This window comes from Kitasatospora sp. NPDC059646 (assembly GCF_042734615.1).
Classification (GTDB): domain Bacteria; phylum Actinomycetota; class Actinomycetes; order Streptomycetales; family Streptomycetaceae; genus Kitasatospora.
On record NZ_JBHWDS010000024.1, the window covers coordinates 76,165 to 100,938 of the forward strand.

General features: G+C 72.8%; 23 protein-coding genes. 10 read left to right on the forward strand and 13 right to left on the reverse strand.

All coding sequences use genetic code 11. The features are described 5' to 3' along the window. Nucleotides 1–543 precede the first annotated feature (543 nt). Complete coding sequence (locus ACFV1L_RS19120; RefSeq protein WP_380367253.1) at nucleotides 544–1,791, reverse strand: PucR family transcriptional regulator; 1,248 nt, start codon at nucleotides 1,789–1,791, stop codon at nucleotides 544–546. A gap of 164 nt (nucleotides 1,792–1,955) precedes the next feature. Here ACFV1L_RS19120 and ACFV1L_RS19125 point away from each other — a divergent pair, with 164 nt between their 5' ends. Then, nucleotides 1,956–3,284, forward strand: coding sequence for a lipase family protein (locus ACFV1L_RS19125; protein WP_380367255.1), 1,329 nt, complete (start codon nucleotides 1,956–1,958; stop codon nucleotides 3,282–3,284). A 55-nt stretch (nucleotides 3,285–3,339) separates the two neighbouring features. Here ACFV1L_RS19125 and ACFV1L_RS19130 read toward each other — a convergent pair whose 3' ends face one another. Next, the gene (locus tag ACFV1L_RS19130) at nucleotides 3,340–3,939 is read right to left on the reverse strand and encodes an HdeD family acid-resistance protein (protein WP_380367257.1); all 600 of its coding nucleotides are present in this window, start codon (nucleotides 3,937–3,939) and stop codon (nucleotides 3,340–3,342) included. Nucleotides 3,940–4,114: 175 nt separating this feature from the next. Between ACFV1L_RS19130 and ACFV1L_RS19135 the strand changes: the two genes are divergently transcribed. Both ACFV1L_RS19135 and ACFV1L_RS19140 read left to right on the forward strand, forming a co-directional pair. Beyond that, nucleotides 4,115–5,962, forward strand: coding sequence for an NAD-binding protein (locus ACFV1L_RS19135; RefSeq protein WP_380367258.1), 1,848 nt, complete (start codon nucleotides 4,115–4,117; stop codon nucleotides 5,960–5,962). 48 nt (nucleotides 5,963–6,010) lie between these two features. Then, entirely contained in the window at nucleotides 6,011–7,036 is a 1,026-nt protein-coding gene (locus ACFV1L_RS19140; protein ID WP_380367260.1) for a VanZ family protein, read from the forward strand. Between the two features lie 150 nt (nucleotides 7,037–7,186). Here the strand turns inward: ACFV1L_RS19140 and ACFV1L_RS19145 are convergent, their stop codons facing one another. After that, nucleotides 7,187–8,251 carry a LuxR C-terminal-related transcriptional regulator gene (locus ACFV1L_RS19145; RefSeq protein ID WP_380367262.1) on the reverse strand — a complete coding sequence of 355 codons (1,065 nt, stop codon included), beginning with the start codon at nucleotides 8,249–8,251 and terminating at the stop codon, nucleotides 7,187–7,189. A gap of 160 nt (nucleotides 8,252–8,411) precedes the next feature. On the opposite strand from ACFV1L_RS19145, the gene ACFV1L_RS19150 reads away from it, so the two are divergent. The 5 genes from ACFV1L_RS19150 to ACFV1L_RS19170 all read left to right on the forward strand — a co-directional run bounded on the left by ACFV1L_RS19150 (nucleotide 8,412) and on the right by ACFV1L_RS19170 (nucleotide 11,598). After that, nucleotides 8,412–8,588 carry a hypothetical protein gene (locus ACFV1L_RS19150; RefSeq protein WP_380367263.1) on the forward strand — a complete coding sequence of 59 codons (177 nt, stop codon included), beginning with the start codon at nucleotides 8,412–8,414 and terminating at the stop codon, nucleotides 8,586–8,588. Between the two features lie 48 nt (nucleotides 8,589–8,636). Beyond that, on the forward strand, nucleotides 8,637–8,867 hold the full coding sequence (locus ACFV1L_RS19155; RefSeq protein WP_380367265.1) for a hypothetical protein: 231 nt from the start codon (nucleotides 8,637–8,639) through the stop codon (nucleotides 8,865–8,867). Nucleotides 8,868–9,150: 283 nt separating this feature from the next. Further along, the gene (locus ACFV1L_RS19160) at nucleotides 9,151–9,609 is read left to right on the forward strand and encodes a hypothetical protein (protein ID WP_380367267.1); all 459 of its coding nucleotides are present in this window, start codon (nucleotides 9,151–9,153) and stop codon (nucleotides 9,607–9,609) included. Between the two features lie 194 nt (nucleotides 9,610–9,803). Continuing rightward, on the forward strand, nucleotides 9,804–10,694 hold the full coding sequence (locus ACFV1L_RS19165) for a peptidoglycan-binding protein (RefSeq protein ID WP_380367269.1): 891 nt from the start codon (nucleotides 9,804–9,806) through the stop codon (nucleotides 10,692–10,694). Nucleotides 10,695–10,761: 67 nt separating this feature from the next. Then, the gene (locus ACFV1L_RS19170; protein ID WP_380367270.1) at nucleotides 10,762–11,598 is read left to right on the forward strand and encodes a CHAP domain-containing protein; all 837 of its coding nucleotides are present in this window, start codon (nucleotides 10,762–10,764) and stop codon (nucleotides 11,596–11,598) included. Between the two features lie 169 nt (nucleotides 11,599–11,767). Here ACFV1L_RS19170 and ACFV1L_RS19175 read toward each other — a convergent pair whose 3' ends face one another. From ACFV1L_RS19175 to ACFV1L_RS19210, 8 genes are all read right to left on the reverse strand, one after another. Continuing rightward, on the reverse strand, nucleotides 11,768–12,544 hold the full coding sequence (locus ACFV1L_RS19175) for an enoyl-CoA hydratase (RefSeq protein WP_380367272.1): 777 nt from the start codon (nucleotides 12,542–12,544) through the stop codon (nucleotides 11,768–11,770). Between the two features lie 100 nt (nucleotides 12,545–12,644). Further along, on the reverse strand, nucleotides 12,645–13,679 hold the full coding sequence (locus ACFV1L_RS19180; protein WP_380367273.1) for an enoyl-CoA hydratase/isomerase family protein: 1,035 nt from the start codon (nucleotides 13,677–13,679) through the stop codon (nucleotides 12,645–12,647). Between the two features lie 117 nt (nucleotides 13,680–13,796). Then, nucleotides 13,797–13,979 carry a hypothetical protein gene (locus tag ACFV1L_RS19185; protein ID WP_380367275.1) on the reverse strand — a complete coding sequence of 61 codons (183 nt, stop codon included), beginning with the start codon at nucleotides 13,977–13,979 and terminating at the stop codon, nucleotides 13,797–13,799. A gap of 204 nt (nucleotides 13,980–14,183) precedes the next feature. Continuing rightward, entirely contained in the window at nucleotides 14,184–15,401 is a 1,218-nt protein-coding gene (gene fahA / locus ACFV1L_RS19190) for a fumarylacetoacetase (RefSeq protein ID WP_380367276.1), read from the reverse strand. Next, nucleotides 15,398–16,210 carry a hypothetical protein gene (locus ACFV1L_RS19195; protein WP_380367277.1) on the reverse strand — a complete coding sequence of 271 codons (813 nt, stop codon included), beginning with the start codon at nucleotides 16,208–16,210 and terminating at the stop codon, nucleotides 15,398–15,400. Before ACFV1L_RS19195 ends, fahA begins: the two co-directional genes overlap by 4 nt. After that, a complete protein-coding gene (locus ACFV1L_RS19200; protein ID WP_380367279.1) occupies nucleotides 16,189–17,376 on the reverse strand; it encodes a homogentisate 1,2-dioxygenase in 1,188 nt (395 codons plus the stop codon). The genes ACFV1L_RS19195 and ACFV1L_RS19200 overlap by 22 nt, the downstream gene beginning before the upstream one ends. A 37-nt stretch (nucleotides 17,377–17,413) precedes the next feature. Next, the gene (gene hppD, locus ACFV1L_RS19205; protein ID WP_380367280.1) at nucleotides 17,414–18,625 is read right to left on the reverse strand and encodes a 4-hydroxyphenylpyruvate dioxygenase; all 1,212 of its coding nucleotides are present in this window, start codon (nucleotides 18,623–18,625) and stop codon (nucleotides 17,414–17,416) included. A 134-nt stretch (nucleotides 18,626–18,759) separates the two neighbouring features. After that, the gene (locus ACFV1L_RS19210) at nucleotides 18,760–20,064 is read right to left on the reverse strand and encodes a phosphoribosyltransferase family protein (RefSeq protein ID WP_380367282.1); all 1,305 of its coding nucleotides are present in this window, start codon (nucleotides 20,062–20,064) and stop codon (nucleotides 18,760–18,762) included. Nucleotides 20,065–20,258: 194 nt separating this feature from the next. Here ACFV1L_RS19210 and ACFV1L_RS19215 point away from each other — a divergent pair, with 194 nt between their 5' ends. Then, nucleotides 20,259–20,708, forward strand: coding sequence for an SPW repeat protein (locus ACFV1L_RS19215; RefSeq protein ID WP_380367284.1), 450 nt, complete (start codon nucleotides 20,259–20,261; stop codon nucleotides 20,706–20,708). A 134-nt stretch (nucleotides 20,709–20,842) separates the two neighbouring features. On the opposite strand, the gene ACFV1L_RS19220 is transcribed toward ACFV1L_RS19215, so the two are convergent. Next, complete coding sequence (locus ACFV1L_RS19220; protein ID WP_380367285.1) at nucleotides 20,843–22,258, reverse strand: class II fumarate hydratase; 1,416 nt, start codon at nucleotides 22,256–22,258, stop codon at nucleotides 20,843–20,845. Between the two features lie 116 nt (nucleotides 22,259–22,374). Further along, complete coding sequence (locus ACFV1L_RS19225; RefSeq protein ID WP_380367287.1) at nucleotides 22,375–23,370, reverse strand: chitinase; 996 nt, start codon at nucleotides 23,368–23,370, stop codon at nucleotides 22,375–22,377. Nucleotides 23,371–23,555: 185 nt separating this feature from the next. On the opposite strand from ACFV1L_RS19225, the gene ACFV1L_RS19230 reads away from it, so the two are divergent. Further along, entirely contained in the window at nucleotides 23,556–24,752 is a 1,197-nt protein-coding gene (locus tag ACFV1L_RS19230; protein WP_380367289.1) for an acyl-CoA dehydrogenase family protein, read from the forward strand. Nucleotides 24,753–24,774: the final 22 nt, after the last annotated feature.

The window sequence follows — 24,774 nt, forward strand, 5'->3', positions numbered from 1 at the left end:
GCCCGTGTGCAGCGCCCGACTTCCCGGCCGCGGACAGTGGGCCCGTCCGGGTTGGGCTGGTCCTGTGTGCCCTCGGCTCGCACGCTGCGCGCAGCGCTCGCCGCCCGTGCGCCGCGCCCGCCTTGCGGGCCGCGGACACCGGCCCCGGTCGGCTCTTCCTGTGTGGCCCGGCTCAGCAGCCGCTGGCCGCGCGCAGCGCGTGACCGGGTCCCCGTCTGTCTGCCTCCGGCCCGCATGCTGCGCGCGGTGTGTGACTTGCTGGCCGCTGAGTGCCCCGCCCGGCTCCGCCCGTGCGGCTGCTCTCCGCAAAGTGCGCGCAGCGCTGGCCCTGCTTCCCTGCCCGTGTGCACGGCGGGGCTCGCCGGCCGCCGGGTTGGGCCTGGCCTGTGCGTCTGCTCCCCGGAAGCTGCGCGCGGCGGCGATGCTGCTCGCCTCGGGTCGCCGCCCGTGCGCAGCGCCTGACCCGGAGGCATCCGTCCCGGCCGCTGCCTGCCGTCGCCCCGCTGGCTGGGCGCGGTGCGGGGCGGGTCGGTTGGTGGGGTGTCAGGTCGGGGGTGCGTCGAGGGCGGCGAGGGCGGCGCGGAGGGTGAGGAGGTCGGGGCCGCGGGTGGGGTGCAGGCCGGTGAGGGCGGCGGTGCGGCGGAGGCGGTAGTCGACGGTGTTGGGGTGGACCAGGAGGTGGGTCGCGGTGCGCCGGCGGTCGAGGTCGTGGGTGAGGAACGCCCGCAGGGTGTCGAGGAGTTCGGGCCGGTCGGCGAGTGGGGCGAGGATCGCGGCGAGGGCGTCGCGGGCCGGTCCCGGACGGCTGAGCTGGTACTCGAGGAGCACGTCGGTGAGCAGGTGCAGGCCGGGGCCGCGCCCGGCCGCCGTGGCGACCTGCCGGATCTCGGCGGCCAGCCGGACCGCGGCCGCGACCTCCGCCGGTGGGGCGGCTGTCGCGGCGGCGACCAGGGGTGCGCCGCAGGCGCGGGTGAGCCGGTCGACCAGTGCGGTGAGGCCGTCCCGGTCGAGGTCGGGGGAGGGGCCGGGGGAGTCGTCCGGCAGCAGGACGGCCCCGCCGTCGGTGGTGAGAGCGGTGAGCGGGGCGCAGTGGCGCTCCAACTCGGCGCGCAGGCGGCGGAGTTTGCGGCGGGCGGCGACGGTGTGGTTGACGCCGGGGCGGGTCTCGTCGGGGTGCGGGCCGATCGCGAGCGACAGCACGACGTAGCGGGCGGGGAGCCGGATGCCGGCCCGGTCGGCGGCGGTGCGCGGGTCGCCGCCTTCCAGCAGGCGGGAGAGCAGGGCCTGCCGGGAGACGTGTTCGTCGCCGAGCGCGGCCTGCCGTTCCTGGACGTAGCCGGCGGCGACCGCGCAGCTGACGACGCGCAGCCAGTCGAGCAGCCGGTCCTGTGCGGTGGCGACGTCGGCGAGGTCGGCGGGTCCGGCCTCGGCGAGCAGGCGGGCGGCGCACAGCTGGGCGCCGAGGTGGTACGCGCCGACCACCGATTCCAGCGGGACGCCTTCGTCGGCCCGCCGCGCGGACGACTCGCGGATGCGGGCGAGTTCGTCCCGGCCGGGCAGGTGCCCGGTGCGCAGGACGTCGACGAACGCCCGGATGCCGCGTTCGATCTGACGGGTGGTCTCGCCGCGGAGCTGTTCGGGCGGGAGGGTGTGGTAGGCGGGGAGGCGGTCCAGCAGGTGGGCCATCACGTCGGAGGCGAGGGCGGGGGCGAGGGCGAGCAGGCGCAGGTGGGCGGGGGTGCCGCCGAACCGCGGTTCGGGGGTGGCGGGTCCGGGGTTGGGTGCGGTCACAATCCACCTCGCGAATCTCTGTGCCGCGGCCCGGCGACGTGGCGGGTCGACGCGTCCATGATGGTTTCCCGGAGGTTACCTACTCGTAGGTAACTCGCGCGATCCCCCCACCGAACCGCCCTCAGCTCGCGCACCCCCACCCCCAGTTGAGAAACGGGAGAGCCATGTACCGAGCCGCCGCCCGGACGATCGCCACCGCCCTCGCCGCCGCCGCCCTGGCCACCGCGGCCCCTGCCGTGAGCGCCTCCGCCGCCACCGCCCAGGCCGACGCGTTCTACACGTACGACGGCAGCGCCCCGCTGTCCTCGTTCGCGCCCGGCACCGTGCTGAAGACCCGCACCCTCTCGTACCACCTGCTGGGCGTGCCGACCCCGGTGCAGGCCGTGCAGCTGCTGTTCCGCACCACCGACGCGCAGGGCCGCCCGTCCGCCGGAGTGACCACGGTGGTGCGGGGTCTGGGCAGCGACGGGTCGCGGGCAGTGTCGTACCAGTCGTTCTACGACTCGCTGAACCCCGCCGACAGCCCGTCCCGGGCGATCGCCGGCGGCCTCACCCTGGGCGGGGTGATCGCGAACGCGGAGGCGCTGTTCGTGGTGCCGTTCGTGCTCCAGGGCTACGACGTGGTGATCCCCGACACCGAGGGCCAGCGCGCCGACTTCGCCGCCGGGCCGGAGTACGGGGCCACCACGCTGGACTCGATCCGCGCCGTGTCCGCGTCCCCGGCGACCGGCATGAGCGCCGACACCCGGTTCGGCCTGCTCGGCTACTCGGGCGGCGCGATCGCCACCAACTGGGCCGCCGCGCTGGCCCCCGGCTACGCACCGGACGTCAACCGGCGGCTGGTCGGCTTCGCCGAGGGCGGCCTGCTGGTCGACCCGGCGCACAACCTCAAGTACGTGGACGGCGGGGTGGTCTGGCCGGGCGTCATCCCGATGGCGATCATCGGCGTGGCCCGCGCCTACGACCTCGACCTGACGCCGTACCTGAGCGACTACGGCAAGCAGGTCTACGCGAAGATGCAGGACGCCTCGATCGTCAACGCGCTCGGCCAGTACCCCGGGCTGACCTGGAAGAAGCTCGCCAGGCCGGAGTACTCCGACCCGAACTCGGTCCCGGAGTTCCTGGCCGCCGTCAACAAGGTCAACCTGGGCTCGGCCGCCACCCCCACCGTCCCCGGGTACCTGGCCCAGGGCAACGCCGGCGTGCTGGAGGGCACCTTCAGCAACCTGCCCGGCATCGGCACCGGCGACGGCGTGATGGTGGCCGGCGACGTCCGCGCGCTGGCCCGGCAGTACTGCGCCACCGGCAACAGCCGGATCGCCTACCAGCAGTACGACCTGCTCAGCCACCTCGGCGCCGCCGTCCCGTGGGCGCCCACCGCGGTCGCCTACCTGAACGACCGGTTCGCCGGGAAGAGCGCCCCCAGCGACTGCGGGCGCATCCCGGCCGGCAACTCGCTGGCTCCCGAACAGCCCGTGCCCGCCGGGAAGTGACGCGACGAAGGGGCCCGCCCTCCCGGGCGGGCCCCTTCCGGTTGCCGACGGACCGTCAGAGCTCGTGCGGGAACAGCTTCGCGCCGCTGCGGATCCGCAGCGCCGCGACGATCTCGGCCACGCCGATCACCAGCAGCCCGCAGCCCGCCAGGATCGCCAGCGCGGTGATCGAGTGGGCCGGCCACACCATCAGCACGATGCCCGCGAGCAGGTTCAGCGTGCCGATGAACCCCTGCCAGCCGCGGGCCGGCATCAGCGGGTCGGAAGCCACCGCGGCGAGCTGGGTGATGCCGCGGAACAGCCAGCCGATGCCGATCCACAGCGCCAGCAGCAGGATCGACTGCGCCGCCGAGCGGAAGCACAGCAGCCCGAGCAGCACGCAGATCGCGCCGCTGACGAACGCCAGCACCCGCAGCGCCGTCGAGGCGTGCGTCCCGAACGCCGCGACCAGCTGCACCACGCCGATCACCAGCAGGTACAGACCGAACAGCACGCCCACCACCCACAGGGTCTGCTTCGGCCAGACCAGGACCACCACGCCCAGCGCCAACGAGACCAGACCTCCCGTCAGCACCACCTGCCAGGCCAGCCGGGCCAGTTGCTGGAACGGTCCGGCCACGCCGGGACGGTCGTCGGTCCGATAGGGGTCTGCCATGGCTCCTCCGGGATTGCCGCTGCGGAACAGGATCACCTCCCACCCTCAAGGCCCGCCCCCACCCCGGGCACCACGGACTCCGCCGAACGGACGAACCGGACCGCCCGCTTCGCTCCCGGATCCGCTACCGTCCGTTCACCTCCGCGTCCTGACGGGCCGTCTACCATCTGACGCTATGACGGATCAGGGGCGGGGGAGCCCACCGGCCGCGGCCGAGGGGGCGGGGCACGGCGGGGCCGGCCGGGCGGGGGACGACGACGGCGGCGGTGGGGCCGGGGCGGTCGAGGGGCACTACATCGTCTGCGGCGGCAACTCGCTCGCGCACCGGCTGATCCTCGAACTCACCGAGCAGTACGAGGTGCCGGTGATCGCCGTGGTGCCGGACCTCTCGCGCGAACACGGGCCCGCCATCGCCCAGTTACCGGGTGTCGCGGCCGTCCTGGAGTACGCCACGCTGACCGGCGAGGCGCTCGGCGCGGCCGGCGTCGAACGGGCCCGCGGCATCGCGCTGACGGACGGCACCGACCAGGAGAACATCCACGCCGCGATGGCCGCCGAGAACCGCAACCCCGGGGTGCGGATCGTGCTGCGGATCTTCAACCAGCGGCTGGGCGAGCACCTGGAGAAGCTGCTGCCCAACTGCGCGGCGCTGTCCGCCTCCGCGACCGCCGCCCCCGCGTTCGCCAACGGCGCGCTCGGCCGCCCGCACTCCGTCGAGGTCGGCGGACGCCACCTGTACGTCGCCTACGACGAGGACATCCGCAGCAACCAGATCTGCCTGGTCGCCGACCGGATCGACCGGCAGGACCTCTCCCGGCTGCGGCTGCTGCCCGACACCGGGGGCCGGGCCGCCGACTTCATCCGGATCGCCGAGCGCTTCGGCTCCGGCGAAGGCCCGATCGAACTCGGCCGCCCCGACCTGGCTCCCGCCCACGAACCCGATGGACTCGCCGCGCTGCAACCCCTCGACAACGAGCCGGCGCTGCGCCAGCCGCTCCGCAAGCGGATCAAGTGGTGGCTGCTGGACAGCCTCAAGTACTTCACCAACACCCGGCTGCGGATGATCCTGGTCACCGCCTTCGCCGCGATCGTGGTCGGCGCGGTCGTCCTCTACTACCGCACCGAGCACCCGCCCGGCCTCGGCTGGACGCTCTACTCCACGCTGCTGGACGCCGCCGGCGCCGCCCAGCCCGACCTGCCCGGCGACCAGGCCCTCGGCGACCCGTGGGCGCGCGCCGCCCAGGTGCTGATCACCTTCTGCGGCATCACCTTCGTGCCGCTCGCCACCGCCATCGTGGTCGAGGCGCTGGCCAGCGGACGCCGCGGCCTGCCCCGCCCGCCCGGTGCCCGCACCCGCGACCACGTCATCGTGGTCGGCCTCGGCAACGTCGGCACCCGGGTCGCCGCCCTGGTCCACGCCACCGGCCTGCCCGTCGTCTGCCTGGAACGCGACCCGCAGGCCCGGGGCATCGCCGCCGCCCGCGCCCTCGGCATCCCCGTCCTGATCGGCGAAGGCCCGCTGGAGGCCCAGCTCAAGCAGGCCCGGGTCAAGCACGCCCGCGCAATCGCCGCCGTCACCTCCGACGACGCCGCCAACCTGGAAGCCGCCCTGGAGGCCCGCGCCGTCCGGCCCGAAGTCCGCATCGTGGTCCGCCTGTTCGACGACGACTTCGCCCACCACGTGTACGCCACCCTCGGCAACGTCGCCTCCCGCTCGGTGTCCTACCTGGCCGCGCCCGCTTTCGCCGCCGCCCTGATGGGCCGTGAAGTCCTCGGCACCCTGTCGGTGTTCCGGCACGTCCTGCTGGTCGCCGAACTCACCGTGGAGGAGGACTCCGCCCTGGCCGGGCAGAACATCGGCGACCTGGAGGCCGTCGGCGGCGTCCGGGTGGTCGCCGTCCGCCTGCAGCGCCGCGCCGACGCCTACCAGTGGAACTTCGCCGACCGCTCCCGCCGGCTCGTCCCCGGGGACCACATGGTGGTTGCCGCGACCCGGTCCGGCCTGGCCCGTATCATCCAGTGAACGGCGACCGCAACCCCGGGCGCCACGACGGAAACTGACGGTGCGTCGATGATCAGCGCGGTCCTGAACAACAACACGGTTCTGATCCCGGCCTTCCTGGTCGTGGCCGTGCTGCTCGGCTCCGGCGCGTGGGTGCTCGCCGCCCGGCGCGGCCTGCCGCGCCGGTCCACCGTGCTGCTCGCCGTCGCCCTGGCCGGGGAACTGGTCGCCACCCTGTGCCCCACCGGCCCCGGCGGCGGCCAGGACCCCTCCTGCACCTGGGGTGCGGACCTCGGCTTCACCCTCAACGCGGAACAGGGACAGCTCAACCTGCTGATGTACGTCCCGATCGGCCTGCTCGCCGTGCTCGCCTTCGGCCGCCCCGCGACGGTCGCCGTCGGCGTCGTGGCCCTGACCGGCGTCACCGAGACCGTCCAGGGCCTGCTGCCGTCGATCGGCCGGGCCTGCGACGGCGGCGACCTCGCCGCGAACACCCTCGGCGGGCTGGCGGGCGTCCTGCTCGGCTGCGCCGTGCGGCTGGTCCAGCGGCGGCGGATCCGGTCCGGCGGGCGGGAGTTGGCGTTCGGCTCCGCGATGGCCGTCGCCCTCGGCGCGCCGGTGCTGGCCCTCCAGTTCACGGTGCTGGAGCCGACGGTCGCCACCGGCACGTCCGGGGCCACCGGGCCGCAGCGCGAACTCGCCCGCCGGGACGCCGAGTTGCTGTTCGGCCCCGGCGTCCGGGTGGTCGCCGTCCAGCACGAACTGCTCGGCCCCGGGATCGACCGGCTGGCGGTCACCCTGGAGCACCAGGACTTCACCCTGGACTGGCCGTCCGGTCTGCTGCGCGACGTCAACGGGGGCTTCCTCCCCGAGGAGACGGACAGCGGCCCCGCCACCGACCAGCAGGCCCGTGAGACCGCCGACCGCTTCCTCGCCCAATGGGCCGCCGGCCGGATCACCGCCGGCGACCCCGAGTTCGACCCGCACGGCGGCGAGGGCGGCCGCCGCCGCTTCACCTACCCCGCGGTCGGCGGCGGCACCGTCCACGTGGACGTCGACCGGGACAGCCGGGTGGTCGAGTTCCGGCGGGACTGACGGCTGCGCCGTCGGTCCCGCCGGAACCACCGATTCGGGTACGGATTTCGCCCCGGGTTCCAAATCGCCCGAATGCGGAACTCGCGGTCGAACCCGGACCGGTTCACTCCGTTCCCGAACCTCGGAAACCGGACGCCGAAAATGGCGCGATCACAGCCATTCCTTCCGCACGGCTTGAGCTCCCGCCTGGAAGCGGCTTTCCGCGCCCAGACGATCCATCAGGTCTTTCATCATTCGGCGCACCGTTCGCAGGGAGAGGCCCAGCTTGCGGCTGGCGGACTCGTCCGTGTGGCCCTGGCCCAGCAACTGCAACAGGGCGCGCTCGGAGCCGGTGAGGTCCTGGTCGTCGCGGGCGGCGGGCTGCCCGAAGTCGGAGCCGTTGCGCCAGAGTTCCTCGAACAGCGCGCACAAGGGCTGGATGAGGGCCGCGCCGTGCAGCTCCAGGGCGCCGCGGCGGCCGTCGGCGGGGTCGCTCGGTATCAGGGCGATGCTGCGGTCGACGATCACCAGTCGCATCGGAAGCAAGGGCACGGTGCGGGTCATGCCGCCCAGATCGGCCAGCCAGCGGGCGTAGCGCAGGGTGTCGGGGTCGTTGCGGAAGCTCTCCTGGAAGATGCTGCGGATGGCCACTCCGCGCTCCAGGGCCAGCTGGTTGGGGTGCTTGCCGGCCTGGATGGAATCGGGGCGCACGGCCCCTCCGCGCATCAGGGACAGGCACTCCTCCTGAGCGGTCGCCGCGAGTTCCTCCAGCCGGTCGCGGACGGCGTCGAGGGAGTCCAGCCGCAGGACCATCTCGTCGTCGAGCCGCCGGTCGAGGTACTCGGCGGAGAGCGCGGCGATCGCGGCCCGGGCGCTCTCCAACTGCTGTTGGCGATGGAGCAGTTGGTTCTGGTTGTGGGCGAGCAGTCTGGTCAGTCCCACCTCCGGGCTGACGGCCCGCAGACTGCGGGAGTCGCTCGCGGGCCTCAGCAGCGTCAGTTCCAGCAGTTCGTCGAGTGCTTCCCGTACCTCCGCTTCCGACAGGTGCAGTTTGGCGGCTATCTGTTCCACCCCTCTGTCCGGCTCGGCCAGCAGGGTCCGGTAGACGCTCTCCGTCAGTGCGTTCAATCCGAGTGCTTGTAACACCACGCGGTTCTCCCCCGGGTCGATGATCATCATCATCGCTTCGCCGCGGTCGGCGATGCAATGCTTTCCGCAGACGAAATGATCTGGCACGTAGTTGCCCCGCTACTTGGTGCCACCCCCGAAGTCGTGACACCGACTCGCCACGGAGGCAAGATCTTCCTCGGCGGCGCGGAAAGCGCCGCGATATCCGGGGCGGGTTCCGCGAACTTTCCACGGACGCAGCATGGTTACGAATCAGGAGGGAACAGTCGTGGCCCACTCCATACGCATCGTTTGCACCGGTCTGGTCTTTGCTTTCACCCTCGGCCTGGGCTCCGGCGCCATGGCCGGCAGCACCGCCGACCGCCCGGCCGACGGCCAACGCGCCGCCGCCAGCACCGGCTTCGACTGGGACATCGCTCCGGCCGCGCCGCCCGCGCAGAGCTGACCCGCTCAGGTGCACCTGGTCGCGGTGACTCTCACCAGTCCTGACCCGGTGCCACTGCGACTGACGCCTGCGACGGTCACCGATCTGATCTGGCTCCACAGCCGACCCGAGGACCGCGTGGAGCACATCCGCGCCCGGGTTGACGCCGATCGGTGGCGCATCGCTGCCGCGGTCATCGCGGACACTCCGGACGCGGCGGCCGCCAGCCTCCGCCGCGTCTGTGAACGCGCCCTGCAGCACGTGCCGGCCCTGCGCGGCTGGCGCCTCGCCCTCGTCTGAGACCTCCGCGAGCCGAGTCCACGGCTCCGCCGACCGCACGCCCGCGGTCGCGTCGAGAGGTCCGCCCCCACCTGCCCGCCGCCGTCCGAACCCCGCGGACCGGCCGGGCCCTGACGTCCGCTCGGGAAGCAATCCGCCCGAGAGCGACAGCCCCGACGGCCGATGCGGTGGCCGCCACGGGCTTCCTTGTCCCGTCCGCCGGAGTCCGCGCGCCCCGGAACCCCTGGGTGCGGCCGGCCGGAAGCTCCTCCAACTCCCGTTCCCCGAAAGGAATGTGTCCACCATGCGCATGCTCACCAAGATCGCTGCCGTCACGGCCCTCGCCATCCCGATGTTCGGCGTCGTTCCCGGTGTCGCCAGCGCCACCACCGCCGTCCCCGAGTCCGTCAGCGCCGCCACTCCGGCCGGCTGCTCCAGCGTCACGCAGATCGGTGTCACCGGCTACGTCACCGTCGGCGGCCAGACCATGGCGTCGGTGAAGCAGTACAAGGGCTGTGGCAAGAACTACGCCTACATGTACGTGTGGCAGGGCTACCGCGACACCCACAGCAGCTGGCAGGGGTGCACCAGCATCGTCACCGGCACCACCATCCAGGACGTCCAGTGCAACGACAACATGGTGGAGATCTGGTCCTCCGGCGCCGACACCCTGTCGCAGTGCACCCAGGCCATCGGCTGGAACGGCACCGGCCCGTGGCCGGTCGCCGGTGACGCCGTCGGCAAGACCGACGTCCGCTGCTGACCGCCCGACCCACCGGCCGGCTCCCGCAACACCGGGCCCCGGGACGGCTGTTGACGACCGATCGGCGCGTTCTCCGACGCCGGTCGTCGATCGAGCAGCAGTGGTCCCCGGCCCGTCGGAACCCTGATCCCGCCCGGTGCGCGGCACCGGGCGGGGCGGGACCGATCCTCCAACGAACGAGAAGGAACCACCGCATGGCATCCGTCACCAAGACCCGGACCGCCGCCACCCGACTGCTCACGGCCGTCGCCGTGCTGAGCGGCCTGGTGCTGAGCGCCGCGCAGGCCCACGCGGCAACCCCGGAGCCCCGGATCGGGGAATCCTCGGCCACCGCCACCGTGCTGCCCGTGGTGGACATGGAAGCCGCCGTGCTGGCCGCCCAGATCGACCCCCGGCGCGCCGACAGCACGCAGACCCCGGGCGCCCACGACTCGGTGCTGGCCGTCGAGCAGGCCCTGCAGGCCCGCGGCTTCCTCGCCGCCCAGTGGGTGGACGGGTACTTCGGCACCAGCACCACCTCCGCCTACGCCGCCTACCAGCGCTCCCTCGGCTTCAGCGGCCTGGACGCCAACGGGCTGCCCGGCGTCACCTCGCTCACCTCGCTGGGGCAGGGCCGGTACACCCTGACCCACACGATCGGTCCCGGTGCGAAGCTGCAGCGCGACGGATACACCGTCAACACCCGGACCCAGAACATGCTCACCGAGGCCGAGCGCCTCCTGGGCTTCCACCTGACCCTGGACCAGGGCTCGTACAACCCGGGCGGCGACCCCACCTCCGCGGGCACCCACGACGGCGGCGGCGTCGTGGACATCAACGTGGACGGCATGACCAGCGCCACCCGCAACAACGTGGCCCTGGTGCTGCGTCAGGTCGGGTTCGCCGCCTGGGTCCGCAACCCCACCCAGGGCAACTGGCCGTGGCACATCCACGCCGTGGCGATCAACGACACCGACCTGGCCACCCAGGCGCAGAACCAGGTCGGCGACTACTACCTCGGCTTCAACGGCCTGGCCAACCACGGCCCCGACGACGGCACGCGCATCGCCATCCAGACCTGGGAGCAGTACCAGCGCACCCACTGACCGCGCCCGGGTCCACCCTCCGTACGACCACGCACCGTTCCACGACACACCACGGGAAGAGACAGCAGTGAAGAAGATACGCACCATGCTGACCGTCGCCGGCACCACGCTCGCGCTGGCCGTGCCGATCGTCGGGGCCACCCCCGCGTTCGCCGCGTCCCGCGACGGCGTCTGCGACTCCGGTGAGTTCTGCTACTACTACAACAGCGACAACGCCGGCTCGATCTCCGACTTCACCGGCTCGCTCAGCAACTACGGCGACACCCAGCCGAGCTGCTACGACTTCAAGAGCGCCGGCAACGGCCAGGGCGTCTGCATCAAGAACAACGCCGCGTCGGTGTGGAACCGCTCCGGGCAGACCGTCCGCGTCTACTTCAACAGCGGCTACGCCGGCTCGTACCAGGACTTCGCCCCCGGCGCCAAGGGCAACCTGAACTCCACGCTGAAGAACAACAACGCCTCGCACCAGTTCCTCGGCGGCGGCGGCAGCGGCAGCAACGAGAGCGCCACCAACGACTACGACGGCGGCGCCCACGGCTTCATCGCCTACCAGTGCACCGCCTTCGCGTCCTCCCGCGTCCAGAGCCGCCTCGGCATCTCGAACTTCGGCAACACCTACGGCGGCACCACCTGGGGCAACGCCGCGCAGTGGGACGACGCGGCCCGCCGCCTCGGCATCACCGTCAACACCACCCCGTCCGTCGGCGCCATCGCCGTCAACGACGTCCACCGGGCGAGCAACGGCATCATCTACGGCCACGTCGCCTACGTCAACGCGGTCTACTCGGACGGCTCCTTCGACGTGGAGGAGTACAACTGGAACAACCCGGAGGGCTACGGCACCCGCAAGGGCCTGCACGTGAGCAGCGCGGACAACGCGTTCCAGTGGATGATCCACTTCTGAGCAGCCCCCGGCAGGACACCGGTCCCCGAGGTGATCCTGTGAGCGTACGGGCCGCGGCGGTGTGACAGGTCCGCCGGAGCCGGAGCGGTACGCAGCGAAGCCCCGTCGGGCAGGTGACTCCTCGAAGTCGCCTTCGCCCGACGGGGCTTCGACGTGCCGGTGCCCGCGGCTACTTGTTGGTGAAGGAGGCCGGGCGCTTCTCGGCGAAGGCGGCCATGCCCTCCTTCTGGTCCGCGGTGGCGAACGCGGCGTGGAACAGGCGGCGTTCGAAGCGGACGCCCTCGGCGAGGGTGGTCTCGAAGGCGCGGTTGACGGACTCCTTCATCATCACCGCGGCGGGGAGCGACATCGCGGCGACGGTCTCGGCCACCGCGTGAGCCTCCGTCAGGAGCCGGTCGGCGGGGACGATCCGGGAGACCAGGCCGGCCCGCTCGGCCTCCTCGGCGTCCATCATGCGGCCGGTGAGGCAGAGGTCCATGGCCTTGGCCTTGCCGACGGCGCGGGTGAGGCGCTGGGAGCCGCCGATGCCGGGGATGACGCCCAGCTTGATCTCCGGCTGGCCGAACTTCGCGGTGTCGGCGGCGATCAGGATGTCGCAGAGCATGGCGAGCTCGCAGCCGCCGCCCAGGGCGTAGCCGGCGACGGCGGCGACGACGGGCTTGCGGAGGCGGCCGAGCTCGTCCCAGGGGCCCAGCCAGTCGTCCAGGTAGACGTCGGGGAAGCGGTTGTCCTGCATCTCCTTGATGTCGGCGCCGGCCGCGAAGGCCTTCTCGGAGCCGGTGATCACCATGGCGCCGATCTCCGGGTCCCGGTCGAAGGCCTTGGCTGCCGCGACCACCTCGGTCATCAGCTGGGTGTTGAGCGCGTTGAGCGCCTTGGGGCGGTTGAGGGTGATGATGCCGACCCGGCCCTTGCGGTCCACCAGGATCGTCTCGTACTCGGTCATCGCCGCTTATCCTCTCCACGCTGAGCGGAACACTGAACTGACGCTGGATACGATCTCCGAACACCGCCCCGGATGCCAGTCTCGACAGGCGAGACGATGGTCACCCCGCGAGCCCCAGGTCACCGCCCTCGGGCACGGCGAAGAAGCGGGCCACGTCCTCGGCGGCGACCTGGTCGAGCGCGGCGGGGTTCCAGCGCGGGTCGCGGTCCTTGTCGACGACCTGGGCGCGGATGCCCTCGACCAGGTCGGGGTGGGTCAGCGCGGCGCAGGAGATCCGGTACTCCTGGTCGAGGGTGGCGGCCAGGGTGGGCAGGTCGCGGGCCCGGCGCAGTGCGGCGAGGGTGACCTTGAGCATGGTGGGGGACTTGCCGAGCAGCTGCTCGGCGGCGTCCTTGGCCTCGGGGAGGCCGGTGGCCCGGAGGCGGTCCAGGATCTCCTCGACGGTGTCGGCGGCGTAGCAGTGGTCGATCCACTCGCGCTGCGCGGCGAGTTCGGAGGCGGGGGCGGCCTCGGCGAGCGCGGCCGCGGCGGCCACCGGGTCGGCGGCGGCGAGCAGCGACGGCAGCGCGGACGACGGCAGGTAGTGGTCCGCGAAGCCGCAGTACAGGGCGTCGCCGGCGGTCATGGTGGCGGCGGTGAGGCCGATGTGGGTGCCGAGTTCGCCGGGGGCGAGTGCGAGCAGCCGGCTGCCGCCGACGTCGGGGACCAGGCCGATCCGGGTCTCGGGCATGGCGACGGCGGAGCGTTCGGTGACGACCCGGAGCGCGGCGTGCGCGGAGAGGCCGACGCCGCCGCCCATGGTGATGCCGTCCATCAGTGCGAGGTAGGGCTTGGGGTAGCGGGAGACCAGCTCGTTGAGCGGGTACTCGACGCGGAAGAACGCCCGGCCGCCGGCGCCGCCGAGCTTGGCGTCGTCGTGGATGGCGCGGATGTCGGCCCCGGCGCACAGGCCGCGGTCGCCCGCGCCGGTGAGCAGCACGGCGGTGATCCCGTCGTCCTCGGCCCAGGTGTCGAGGGCGGCGCGGACGGTCTCCAGCATGCCGCGGGTGAGCGAGTTGAGGGCGCGCGGGCGGTTGAGGGTGAGGCGGCCGGTGCTGCCGGTCCGTTCGACCAGCACGTCCTGGTGGGTGTCCATCGCCACGCTCCGATCCGGGGTGCACGGAAAGTACGAAGATCTTCCCGTGCACGGTACCGGGCCCGCCCGCGCGGGTGTCGGGCGCGGGGGTGCGGCGGGCCCGGAGCGGGACGCGGGTCAGCAGGGGCGCAGCGCGGTGGTGAGCAGCACGGGTTCGGTGGGGGAGAAGGCGCGCGGGGCGTAGCCGCACAGCGGTACGGACCAGGGGGCGGGCGGGGCGGCGTGGGCCTGCGGGGCGGGCATCAGCAGGTTGGCGGCGGCGAACGCGGCTCCGCAGATCAGGGTGCGCAGCTTCGTCATCGGGGTCCTCCGGGAGAGAGTCGTCCGCGAGCGGTGGCGGCACTTCCCCTCGGGCGCCGGGCGTGGGCGGCCCGGCTCGGGACGAGAGCCGCGTGATGTCGCGTCAACTTCTAGCGGCAGACGGGTTTGCGGGCCCGCAACCTCACCCGAAATGCGGCGAGCTGCGGGCACGTGGTTGACGTACCCGCAGCCCGCGAGGGCGGATCAGCCGATGATCCGTCCGGTGACCTCGCCGAATCCGACCCGCAGCCCCCCCGGGCCGGGGGCGGTGGCGGTGATGGACACCTCGTCGCCGTCCTCCAGGAAGGTGCGCATGGTGCCGTCGGGGAACTTGAGCGGGTGCTCGCCGTTCCAGGTCAGCTCGATGAGCGCGCCGCGGGTGTCCGGCTCGGGGCCGGAGACCGTGCCGGAGGCGTACAGGTCGCCGGTGCGCAGGCAGGCCCCGTTCGCGGTCAGGTGGGCCAGCTGCTGGGCGGCGGTCCAGTACATGCCGGCGAACGGCGGGCGGGAGACGGTGTGCCCGTTCAGCGAGACCTCGATCGCCAGGTCCAGGCCCCACGGCTCGGCGTCCCGGTCGTCGAGGTACGGCAGCGGCTCCACGTCGCGGGCCGGCGGGGCGACCCGGGCGTGCTGGAGGGCCTCCAGCGGCACCACCCAGGGGGAGACCGAGGTGGCGAAGGACTTGCCGAGGAACGGGCCGAGCGGCACGTACTCCCAGGCCTGGATGTCGCGCGCCGACCAGTCGTTGAGCAGGCAGACGCCGAACACGTGCTCGGCGAAGTCGGCGAGCGGCACCGGCCGGCCCATGGTGCTGGGCGTGCCGACGACGAACGCGACCTCGGCCTCGATGTCGAGGCGGCGGCTCGGCCCGAACGACGGCGCCGCGTCCGCGGGGGCCTTGCGCTGCCCGGACGGGCGGACCACCGGCGTCTCGGAGACCACGACGGTGCCGGCGCGGCCGTGGTAGCCGATCGGCAGGTGCTTCCAGTTCGGGGTGAGCGGCTCCTGGCCGGGGCGGAAGATCTTGCCCAGGTTGGTGGCGTGGTGCTCGGAGGCGTAGAAGTCGACGTAGTCGGCGACCTCGAACGGCAGGTGCAGTTCGACCTCGGCCAGGTCGATCAGGCAGCGCTCGACGGCGGCGCGGTGGGCGGTGTCGGTCAGCCATTCGGTGAGGCCGGCGCGGACCGTCCGCCAGGTGGAACGGCCGGCCGCCATCAGCGGGTTGAGCGTCTCGGCGTCGAGCAGCGCGGACGGGGCGCCGACCGCCCGGGCGGCCGCGCCGGCGTCCAGCACCTGCTCGCCGATCCGGACGCCGATCCGCCGCCGGCCGGGCCGGTCGGGGGCGGTGAACACGCCGTAGGGGAGGTTGTGCACGCCGAACGGCGAGTCCGCGGGCAGATCGAGCCAGGTGGTGGTGGTCAAGAGTTCTCCAGGAGGCCGAGTCGGGCGAGGTCTTCCAACGGCTCGGCGATGCTACAGGTGCCGAAGGCGGTGAACGCGGCGCGGATCCGGGCGCTCTGGTGGTCCGTCAGCGACTGCACGGCGGTCGCCAGCCGGGCCCCGTCCCGCTCGGCGAGCAGTTCGGCGGCCTCGGCGCGGTCCGAAGTCCCGGCCGCCAGCAGGACGTTGAGGAACCCGTGGTGCTCGTAGCCGGTGCCCAGGTCGGTGTGCCGCACCGCGTGGTGCAGGCCCGCCGTGCACTTGTACGGCAACTCGCGTTCCGCGCAGGCCAGTTGGAAGGCTGCGAGCTCGGCGACGCTCGGGAAGGCGGCGTAACTCAGACCGCCGGTGCGGTACTTGGCGCGGTACGGGGTGCCGGCCAGGGCGTCCAGGGAATCCTCGATCCGGTCGGAGCGGGGCACCTCGACGGCGGCGGTGACGCCCTCCGGCAGCAGCGCGTCCAGCTCCGCCACCGCGGCCCGCACGTCCTCGCCGGCCACGTACTCGACGCCGGCCAGCGGCAGCCCGGCGGCGCCCTTCAGGGCCTCCGCCAGCCGCCCGGTCGGGACGGTCACGCCGATCGGGAACTGCGGTGCCAGCGCCGCGAGTTCGGCCAGCTTGTCGACCGGCACGAGCAGCGGGCCGACCGCCGCCGCGTACGGGGCGACGCGGTGCGCCAGGTGCGCGGGCACCGCGTCCGCCAGCGGCAGGTCGCCGGGCGGGAAGACCGCCGCGTCGTCGAACAGCCCGCGGTACAGCTCGGGAACGTTCATCGCCTCGCCCAGGTCCACGCGTAGTTCGGGTCCTCGCTGGCGGTGGCGGCCTCGCCGAGCTCCAGCGGGCGGAAGGTGTCCACCATGACCGCCAGCTCGTCGAAGAACTCCACGCCGATCGAGCGCTCGTACGCACCCGGCTGCGGGCCGTGGGTGTGGCCGCCGGGGTGCAGCGAGATCGACCCCTGTCCGATGCCGGAGCCCTTGCGGGCCTCGTAGTTGCCGCCGCAGTAGAACATCACCTCGTCGCTGTCCACGTTCGCGTGGTAGTACGGCACGGGGATCGACAGCGGGTGGTAGTCCACCTTGCGCGGCACGAAGTTGCAGATCACGAAGTTGTTGCCCTCGAACACCTGGTGCGCCGGCGGCGGCTGGTGCACCCGCCCGGTGATCGGCTCGAAGTCCGCGATGTTGAAGGCGTACGGGTACAGGCAGCCGTCCCAGCCGACCACGTCGAACGGGTGGGCGGGCACGGTGTAGCGGGTGCCGACCACGCCGCCCGGGCCGCGGTGCTTGACCAGCACGTCCACCTCGCCGCCGTCGACCAGCAGCGGGCCCTCGGGGCCGCGCAGGTCGCGCTCGCAGTACGGGGCGTGCTCCAGCAGCTGCCCGTACTTGGACAGGTAGCGGCGGGCCGGGGTGATGTGGCTGTTCGCCTCGATGCAGTAGGCGCGCAGCGGCTCGTCACCGGTCGGCACCCAGCGGTGCGTGGTCGCCCGCGGGATGATCACGTAGTCGCCCTGACCGACCGTCAGGGTGCCGAACACCGACTCCAGCACGCCGGCGCCCGACTCCACGTACACGCACTCGTCGCCCAGGCCGTTGCGGTACAGCTCGCTGGGCGAGCCGGCCGCCACGTAGGAGATTCGGACGTCCGCGTTGCCGAGCACCAGCCGGCGGCCGGTGACGACGTCCGCCGACTTCCACTCCTGGCCGGGGAACAGCTCGTGCAGCTTCAGGTGACGGGGGAGCAGCGGGAGGTTCGCGGTGGTGGACTGGTCCGGCAGCTCCCACACCGAGGCGGCCGTCACCGCCGACGGGATGTGCCGGTGGTACAGCAGCGAGGAGTCCGAGAAGAAGCCCTCCTCGCCCATCAGCTCCTCGTAGTAGAGGCCCCCCTCGGGGGTGCGGTGCTGGGTGTGCCGCTTGGGTGGCACGGAGCCCAGCTGCCGGTAGTACGCCATCGTCCCGCTTCTCCCTCGTCGCCCTGGTGACTGTCCGTCAGAGGTTGCCGCGCTGCTCCTGCTCGCGCTCGATCGCCTCGAAGAGCGCCTTGAAGTTGCCCTTTCCGAAGCCCAGCGAACCATGCCGCTCGATGAACTCGAAGAACACCGTGGGCCGGTCGCCGATGGGCTTGGTGAAGATCTGCAGCAGGTAGCCGTCCTCGTCGCGGTCGACCAGGATGCCGCGCGACTTCAGCTCCTCGATCGGGACCCGGACCTTGCCGATGCGCTCGCGCAGCTTCGGGTCGTCGTAGTAGGAGTCCGGCGTGTTCAGGAACTCCACGCCGCGCGAGCGCAGCACGTCGACGGTGGTGAGGATGTCGTTGGTGGCGAGCGCCATGTGCTGGCAGCCCGGGCCGGTGTAGAACTCGAGGTACTCGTCGATCTGCGACTTCTTCTTGGCGATGGCCGGCTCGTTGAGCGGGAACTTCACCCGGTGGTTGCCGCTGGCGACGACCTTCGACATCAGCGCCGAGTAGTCGGTGGCGATGTCGTCGCCGACGAACTCCGCCATGTTCACGAAGCCCATCACCCGGTTGTAGAACGACACCCACTCGTCCATCTTGCCGAGCTCGACGTTGCCGACCGCGTGGTCCAGCGCCTGGAACAGCCGCTTCGGGGCGCCCTCGGGGCGGACCACCGTCGACTCCTTGGCGATGTAGCCCGGCAGGTACGGGCCCTTGTAGCGGGAGCGGTCGATCAGGGTGTGGCGGGTCTCGCCGTAGGCGGCGATCGCGGCGCGGCGGACGGTGCCGTTCTCGTCGGAGACGTCGTTCGGCTCCTCCAGGACGGTCGCGCCCTGGGCGCGGGCGTGCTCGATGCACTTGTCCACGTCCGGGACCTCCAGCGCGAGGTCCACGACGCCGTCGCCGTGACGGCGGTGGTGGTCCAGCAGCGGACTGTCCGGCAGCACACCGCCCTTGATCACGAAGCGGCAGGAGCCGGAGCGCAGCACGAAGGCCTTGCGGTCGCGGCGGCCGGTCTCCGGGCCGGAGTACGCGACCAGCTCCATGCCGAAGACGGTCTGGTAGAACTGCGCGGTCTGGGTCGCGTTGCCGACCACGAAGACGACGGCGTCCTGGGCGGTCACCGGGAACGGGTCGGTCGAGGCGTCGTACTCGACCAGGCCCACCAGGGTGCGCAGCTGCTCGGCGGTGAGGCCGGCCTCCAGCTCCTCGGGCGTCAGTACAACAGCGGCGTCGGCGGTCATCGGTGCAATCCTCCACGTCGAGGTCGGTTGCGAGGAGCTTCCTCCAGCTCGGTGAGGTGGGCAACAGGTCCGATTCCTGCTGCTCAATGTGTACAAGATGAGCAGCGGGCGGCGGATCCGACTGGGCGGATTGCTCAGTGTTCCGCCCGATCGCCTCCAGACTGACGGATCGTGAGGTACCGGGCGAACCACTGCGCGGCCAGGTCGGCGACCGTCTCCAGCGCCCCCGGCTCCTCGAACAGGTGGCCCGCGCCGGGGACGACCTGCAGGGCGCTCTCGCAGCGCAGCTCGGAGCGGGCCTGCCGGTTCAGCTCCACCACGTCCTCGTCCGCGCCGCCGACGATCAGCAGGGTCGGCGCGGTCACCAGCGGAAGCCGGGCCCGCGCCAGGTCCGGACGGCCGCCCCGGGAGACGATCGCGCCCGGTTCGGCGTCCGGCTCCGCCGCCGCCCACAGTGCGGCGGCCGCGCCGGTGCTCGCCCCGAAGTACCCGAACGGCAGGCCCGCCAGCGGCGGACGGCCGCGCACCGTGCGGGTCGCCTCGGCGAGGCGGCCGCCCAGCAGGCCCGGGTCGAACACCTTCCAGCGGTCGGTCGCCTCACGGGGCGTCAGCAGGTCGAACAGCACGGTCGCCAGGCCCTCCCGGTGCAGCCGCTCGGCGACCCGCCGGTTGCGCGGACTGTCCCGGCCGGAGCCGCTGCCGTGCGCGAACAGCACCACCCCGACGGCGTGTTCGGGCACCGCGACGGCGGCCGGGCCGGTCGGGAAGGCCAGCTCGTGCACGTCGACGGCCGGGCGGTGCGGCCGGTCCGCGCGGTCCAGCGCGGCCAGCACCTCGTCGTCCGTGGTCTGCCGGAAGTCCTGGTAGAACTCGCCGACGGCGAGGAACCGGGACGGCGTGTGCACGGCCACGAACGCGTCCGCCGCGCCGGCCAGCCGGGACGTCCAGTCGTGCGGGGCCACCGGCACCGCCAGCACCACCCGGGACGCGCCGCGGGCCCGCACCATCCGGCACGCCGCCAGCGCGGACGACCCGGTCGCCACCCCGTCGTCCACCACCAGCACGGTCCGCCCGGCGAGCGGCACCGGCGGCCGGCCCGCCCGGTAGGCGGCGGCGCGGCGGGCGAGTTCGGCCCGCTCGCGGGCCTCCACCGCCGCGAACTGCCCGGGGGTGACGCCCGCCGCGTCCACCACCGTCTGGTTGACCACCCGGGCGCCGTCCTCGCCGACCGCGCCCATCGCCAGCTCCGGCTGGCCCGGCACGCCGACCTTGCGGATCACGCACACGTCCAGCGGCGCGCCCAGCGCCGTCGCGACCTCCGCCGCGACCGGCACCCCGCCGCGGGGGAGCGCCACCACCACGGCGTCCTGCGCGTCGGGGGTGGCGGCGAGCGCGGCGGCGAGCCGCCGTCCGGCATCGGTGCGATCGGTGAAGTGCATGGGGAACCTCTCCGCTCTCCACCGTACGCGCGCGGGAGGGGAGCGGAGAGGTCGGGCAAGTCGAGGGGCGGAAACCTGGACAGAACGGGTGATAAGTAAAAAATAAGAACAAACTGGTGGGTAGCGTTATTTTCACCTCGTACCGGGTAGCGACCAGGTGGCTCGCATGTCCCGACAACAAGGAGGTGGTCCTGGTGTCCACCCAGCTACCCAAGGGTATGGAGCACCACCCGGACATCCTGGCCCTGCGCGAACACGCGGAGGCGGTCACCTCGACGACCGCCGCGCAGGGGACCGAGGCGCTGGCGATCTGCACCGGCCTGTTCCTCGCGATCTCCCCGTGGGTGGTCGGCTTCACGGCGTACCCCGGCCTCACCATCAGCAACCTGGTGCTGGGCATCGCCTTCGCCGTCCTGATGGCGGGCTACGGCCCGGCGTTCGGCCGGACCCACGCCCGGGCCTGGGCCTGCGTGGCGATCGGCGCATGGACGATCATCGCCCCGTGGGCGGTCAACGGCGGCGCGCACGTCCGCCGGACCATCCTCACCAACGTCATCACCGGCGGCGTGATGACCTGTCTCGCCCTGGCCGCCGTCGGCCTCGCCTTCACCGGCATGACCGGCATGGCCCGGCGCCGGGACTGAACAACCCTGCCGCCTCCCCGTCCGCCCCGGTCCGCCGCCGGGGCGGACGCCTTGCTCCGCGGCCGGGGCGGGCGGGTGCGCCTGGCCGGTTGCCGTGCGGCCGGGGCGGACGGGTGCGCGCGGCCGACGGGGCGTCAGGACCGGTCGGCGGGGCGGGTCATCCGCAGCACGTCCAGCGCCTCGTCGAGCTGGGACTCGGTGAGCAGGCCGCGGTCCAGGTAGCCGCGCTCGACCACGACCTGGCGGATCGTCTTGCGCTCGGCCAGCGACTGCTTGGCGACCTTCGCGGCCTCCTCGTAGCCGATGTACCGGTTGAGGGGCGTGACCACGGACGGCGAGGACTCGGCGTACTCGCGGGTGCGCTCGGCGTTCGCGGTGATGCCGGCGACGGTGCGGTCGGCCAGCAGGCGGGCCGCGTTGGCCAGCAGGCGCACCGACTCCAGCACGTTGCGGGCGATCACGGGGAGCATCACGTTCAGCTCGAAGTTGCCGCTCGCGCCGGCCACCGTGACGGTCGTGTCGTTGCCGATCACCTGCGCGGCGACCATCAGCACCACCTCGGGCAGCACCGGGTTGACCTTGCCCGGCATGATCGACGAACCCGGCTGCAGGTCCGGCAGGTTGATCTCGCCCAGGCCGGTGCGCGGGCCGGAGCCCATCCAGCGCAGATCGTTGGCGATCTTGGTGAAGCCGGTGGCGACGGTGCGCAGCTGCCCGCTCAGCTCGACCAGGCCGTCCCGCGCGCCCTGCGCCTCGAAGTGGTTGCGGGCCTCGGTCAGCGGCAGCCCCGTCGCCTGCGCGACCTCCGCGATCACGGCGGCGGAGAAGCCGGGCGGGGTGTTGATGCCGGTGCCCACCGCCGTTCCGCCGAGCGGCAGTTCGGCGACCCGGGGGAGGGCGGCGGTCAGCCGCTCCACCCCGTACCGGACCTGCGCCGCGTAGCCGCCGAACTCCTGGCCGAGCGTGACGGGCGTGGCGTCCATCAGGTGCGTGCGGCCGGACTTCACCACCTCGGCGAACTCCCCGGCCTTCGCCTCCAACGCCCCCGCCAGGTGCTCCAGTGCCGGGACCAGGTCGTGCACCACGGCGCCGGTCGCCGCGATGTGGATCGAGGACGGGAACACGTCGTTGGACGACTGCGAGGCGTTGACCTGGTCGTTGGGGTGGACCGGGCGGCCCAGGCGCTCGGTGGCCAGGGTGGCGATCACCTCGTTGGCGTTCATGTTCGACGAGGTGCCGGAGCCGGTCTGGAACACGTCCACCGGGAACTCGTCGTCCCAGCGGCCGTCCGCGACCTCCTCGGCCGCCGAGCGGATCGCCGCCGCGACCGGCTCCTCCAGCACGCCGAGCCGCGCGTTCACCGTCGCCGCGGCCGCCTTGATCCGGGCCAGCGCCGCGATGTGCGCGCGCTCCAGCCGCTGCCCCGACACCGGGAAGTTCTCGACCGCCCGCTGCGTCTGGGCCTGCCACTTGGCCGCCGCCGGCACCCGGACCTCGCCCATCGAGTCGTGCTCGGTCCGCCAGCCCTGCTCGTTCCTGCTGTCCGCCATGGTGGGACACCTCCTGGTCCCGTCAGCCTTCCACGGCCGCCGGGCATTCCCGCGCCTCCCGGCGGGTGTGTCGGGCCCGCACCGCCGGCCCCGGAGCGGTGCGGGCCGACGGGCCGTCAGCCGTGGTACGAGGCGATGATCTTCGTGAAGGCGTAGGCGGACTGGCTGATGCCGCTGCAGCTGTCGCCCGCCGAGGTGCCGGACGGGCACGGGCGGTCCCGGTTGACCGCCCAGAAGGTGAAGCGGGCCAGGTGGTGCGACTTGGCGTAGTTCAGGATCGTGGTGAAGTCGGCGGTGGAGACCGTCTCGTCCGATTCGTCGGTCTTCCCGTTCATCGAGGAGATCCCGATGTGCTTGTACGCCGTGGCGGAGTCGTAGCCGTAGGCGCTCGCCACCGCGTTCTTCAGCCCGTCGGCGGCCCGGGTGGAGACGGTGCCCATCGCGCCGCTGTGGCCGCCGAAGTCGAACGGCATGATCGTCCAGCCGTCCACCGCCAGGCCGGCCGCCGCGCCCTTCTTGATCAGGTCGACGCCGACGGAGTCGGGGCCGGTCGGCGTGGTGCCGAAGGTGACGTACACCTTCAGGCCCGGGTTGTTGGTCTTCACCGTCTTCAGCGCGCTGATCACCCGCTGGCGGACCGTCGCGTTCGAGGCCTCGGTGTTCTCGATGTCGATGTCGATCGCCTTCAACCGGTAGGCGTCGATGACCTTCTGGTAGGCGCCGGCCAGTGCGGACGCCGAACTGCACTTCTCGCCCAGCTTGTTGCCGTCCCAGCCGCCGAAGGACACCAGCACGTCGCCGCCGGCGGCCCGGATCGCGTCGATGGTGCTCTGGTCGCTGCCGCCGGTGAGCGCCCGGGTGCCGTCCCACTTCGGGTTGCAGCCGCCGTCGGAGAGCATGAAGGCCAGCGTGAACTGGGTGGCGCCGGTGGCCTGCATCACCTGCACCGGGTTCTGCGGGTTGCCCCACCCCAGGTACTCGTAGGGGGCGTTGAGGCCGACCGGGTCGGGCGAGGCGGCCTGTCCGGCGGGGGCCAGGGCGAGCGCGCCGGCCGTCAGGGCGGCGGTGGCGGCGAGGGCGAGCAGCGGGCGGGCGGGGAGGTGCTTGGCCATGGGTCACCGTTCCGGGAGTCCTGGGCGCGGCCGGGCGCGGGGTGTCCGACGGCGCTCAACTGTTAGGAAAGTTTCCTGACCTGACAGGGAATCAGCTCGCTCTGTCCGCGTCAAGACTCCGGGCCGGGCGGGCGGCATACTCCTCGGTAGCCCCGTTCCCCGCAACCCTCCGAGGAGCCCGTCCGATGGCCACCGCCCCCGCCGACCGCCGCCCCGGCCGCCCCGACCCGCTCGACCTGCTCGGCGTCGACGAACTGCTCACCGAGGACGAGCGGCTGATCCGCGACACCGTCCGCGCCTTCACCGACCGGCACGTCCGGCCGCACCTCGCCGAGTGGTTCGAGCACGGCACCTTCCCGGTCCGCGAGATCGCCCCCGAACTCGGCAAGCTCGGCGTCCTCGGCATGCACCTGGACGGCTACGGCTGCACCGGCTCCACCGCCACCGAGTACGGCGTCGCCTGCATGGAGCTGGAGGCCGCCGACTCCGGGCTGCGCAGCTTCGTCTCGGTGCAGGGCTCGCTCGCCATGCGCTCCATCCACGCCTACGGCTCCGAGGAGCAGAAGCTGCGCTGGCTCCCGGAGCTGGCCGCCGGCCGGGCCGTCGGCTGCTTCGGCCTGACCGAGCCCGAGGTCGGCTCCGACCCGGCCGCGATGCGGACCCGCGCCCGGCGCGACGGCGGCGACTGGATCCTCGACGGCGCCAAGATGTGGATCACCAACGGCTCGGTCTCCGACGTCGCCGTGGTCTGGGCCGCCACCGAGGACGGCGTCCGCGGCTTCCTCGTCCCGCGGGGCACCCCCGGGTTCACCGCCACCGACATCCCCGGCAAGCTCTCGCTGCGCGCCTCCGTCACCAGCGAACTCGCCTTCGACGGCGTCCGGTTGCCCGCCGACGCGATGCTGCCCGACGCCCGCGGCCTGCGCGCCCCGCTGTCCTCGCTCGGCGAGGCCCGCTACGGCATCCTGTGGGGCACCGTCGGCGCCGCCCGCGACTGCTACCGCGCCGCCGTCGAGTACGCCCGCGACCGCGAGCAGTTCGGCCGGCCCATCGGCGGCTTCCAGCTCACCCAGCAGAAGCTCGTCGACATGGCCCTCGAACTGGAGAAGGCCTACCTGGTCGCCGTCCGCATCGGCCGCCTCAAGGACGAGGGCCGCGCCCAGCCCGCCCACATCTCCTTCGGCAAGCTCAACAACGTCCGCACCGCCCTGGAGATCGCCCGCACCGCCCGCACCATCCTCGGGGCCAACGGCGTCACCACCGCCTACCCCGTCCTGCGCCACGCCAACAACCTCGAATCCGTCCTCACCTACGAGGGCACCTCGGAGATCCACACCCTCGTCCTCGGCGAGGCCATCACCGGCGAGGCCGCCTACCGCTGAATATTCGCTGGTCGCGGCACCA

Coding starts and splice junctions, on each gene's coding strand:
- ACFV1L_RS19130 (WP_380367257.1), bottom strand. CDS start 3,939: ATGGCAGACCCCTATCGGACCGACGACCGTCCCGGCGTGGCCGGACCG.
- ACFV1L_RS19230 (WP_380367289.1), top strand. CDS start 23,556: ATGGCCACCGCCCCCGCCGACCGCCGCCCCGGCCGCCCCGACCCGCTC.
- ACFV1L_RS19175 (WP_380367272.1), bottom strand. CDS start 12,544: ATGACCGAGTACGAGACGATCCTGGTGGACCGCAAGGGCCGGGTCGGC.
- ACFV1L_RS19210 (WP_380367282.1), bottom strand. CDS start 20,064: ATGCACTTCACCGATCGCACCGATGCCGGACGGCGGCTCGCCGCCGCG.
- ACFV1L_RS19165 (WP_380367269.1), top strand. CDS start 9,804: ATGGCATCCGTCACCAAGACCCGGACCGCCGCCACCCGACTGCTCACG.
- ACFV1L_RS19220 (WP_380367285.1), bottom strand. CDS start 22,258: ATGGCGGACAGCAGGAACGAGCAGGGCTGGCGGACCGAGCACGACTCG.
- ACFV1L_RS19225 (WP_380367287.1), bottom strand. CDS start 23,370: ATGGCCAAGCACCTCCCCGCCCGCCCGCTGCTCGCCCTCGCCGCCACC.
- ACFV1L_RS19135 (WP_380367258.1), top strand. CDS start 4,115: ATGACGGATCAGGGGCGGGGGAGCCCACCGGCCGCGGCCGAGGGGGCG.
- ACFV1L_RS19200 (WP_380367279.1), bottom strand. CDS start 17,376: ATGGCGTACTACCGGCAGCTGGGCTCCGTGCCACCCAAGCGGCACACC.
- ACFV1L_RS19160 (WP_380367267.1), top strand. CDS start 9,151: ATGCGCATGCTCACCAAGATCGCTGCCGTCACGGCCCTCGCCATCCCG.
- ACFV1L_RS19140 (WP_380367260.1), top strand. CDS start 6,011: ATGATCAGCGCGGTCCTGAACAACAACACGGTTCTGATCCCGGCCTTC.
- ACFV1L_RS19185 (WP_380367275.1), bottom strand. CDS start 13,979: ATGACGAAGCTGCGCACCCTGATCTGCGGAGCCGCGTTCGCCGCCGCC.
- ACFV1L_RS19180 (WP_380367273.1), bottom strand. CDS start 13,679: ATGGACACCCACCAGGACGTGCTGGTCGAACGGACCGGCAGCACCGGC.
- ACFV1L_RS19125 (WP_380367255.1), top strand. CDS start 1,956: ATGTACCGAGCCGCCGCCCGGACGATCGCCACCGCCCTCGCCGCCGCC.
- hppD (WP_380367280.1), bottom strand. CDS start 18,625: ATGACCGCCGACGCCGCTGTTGTACTGACGCCCGAGGAGCTGGAGGCC.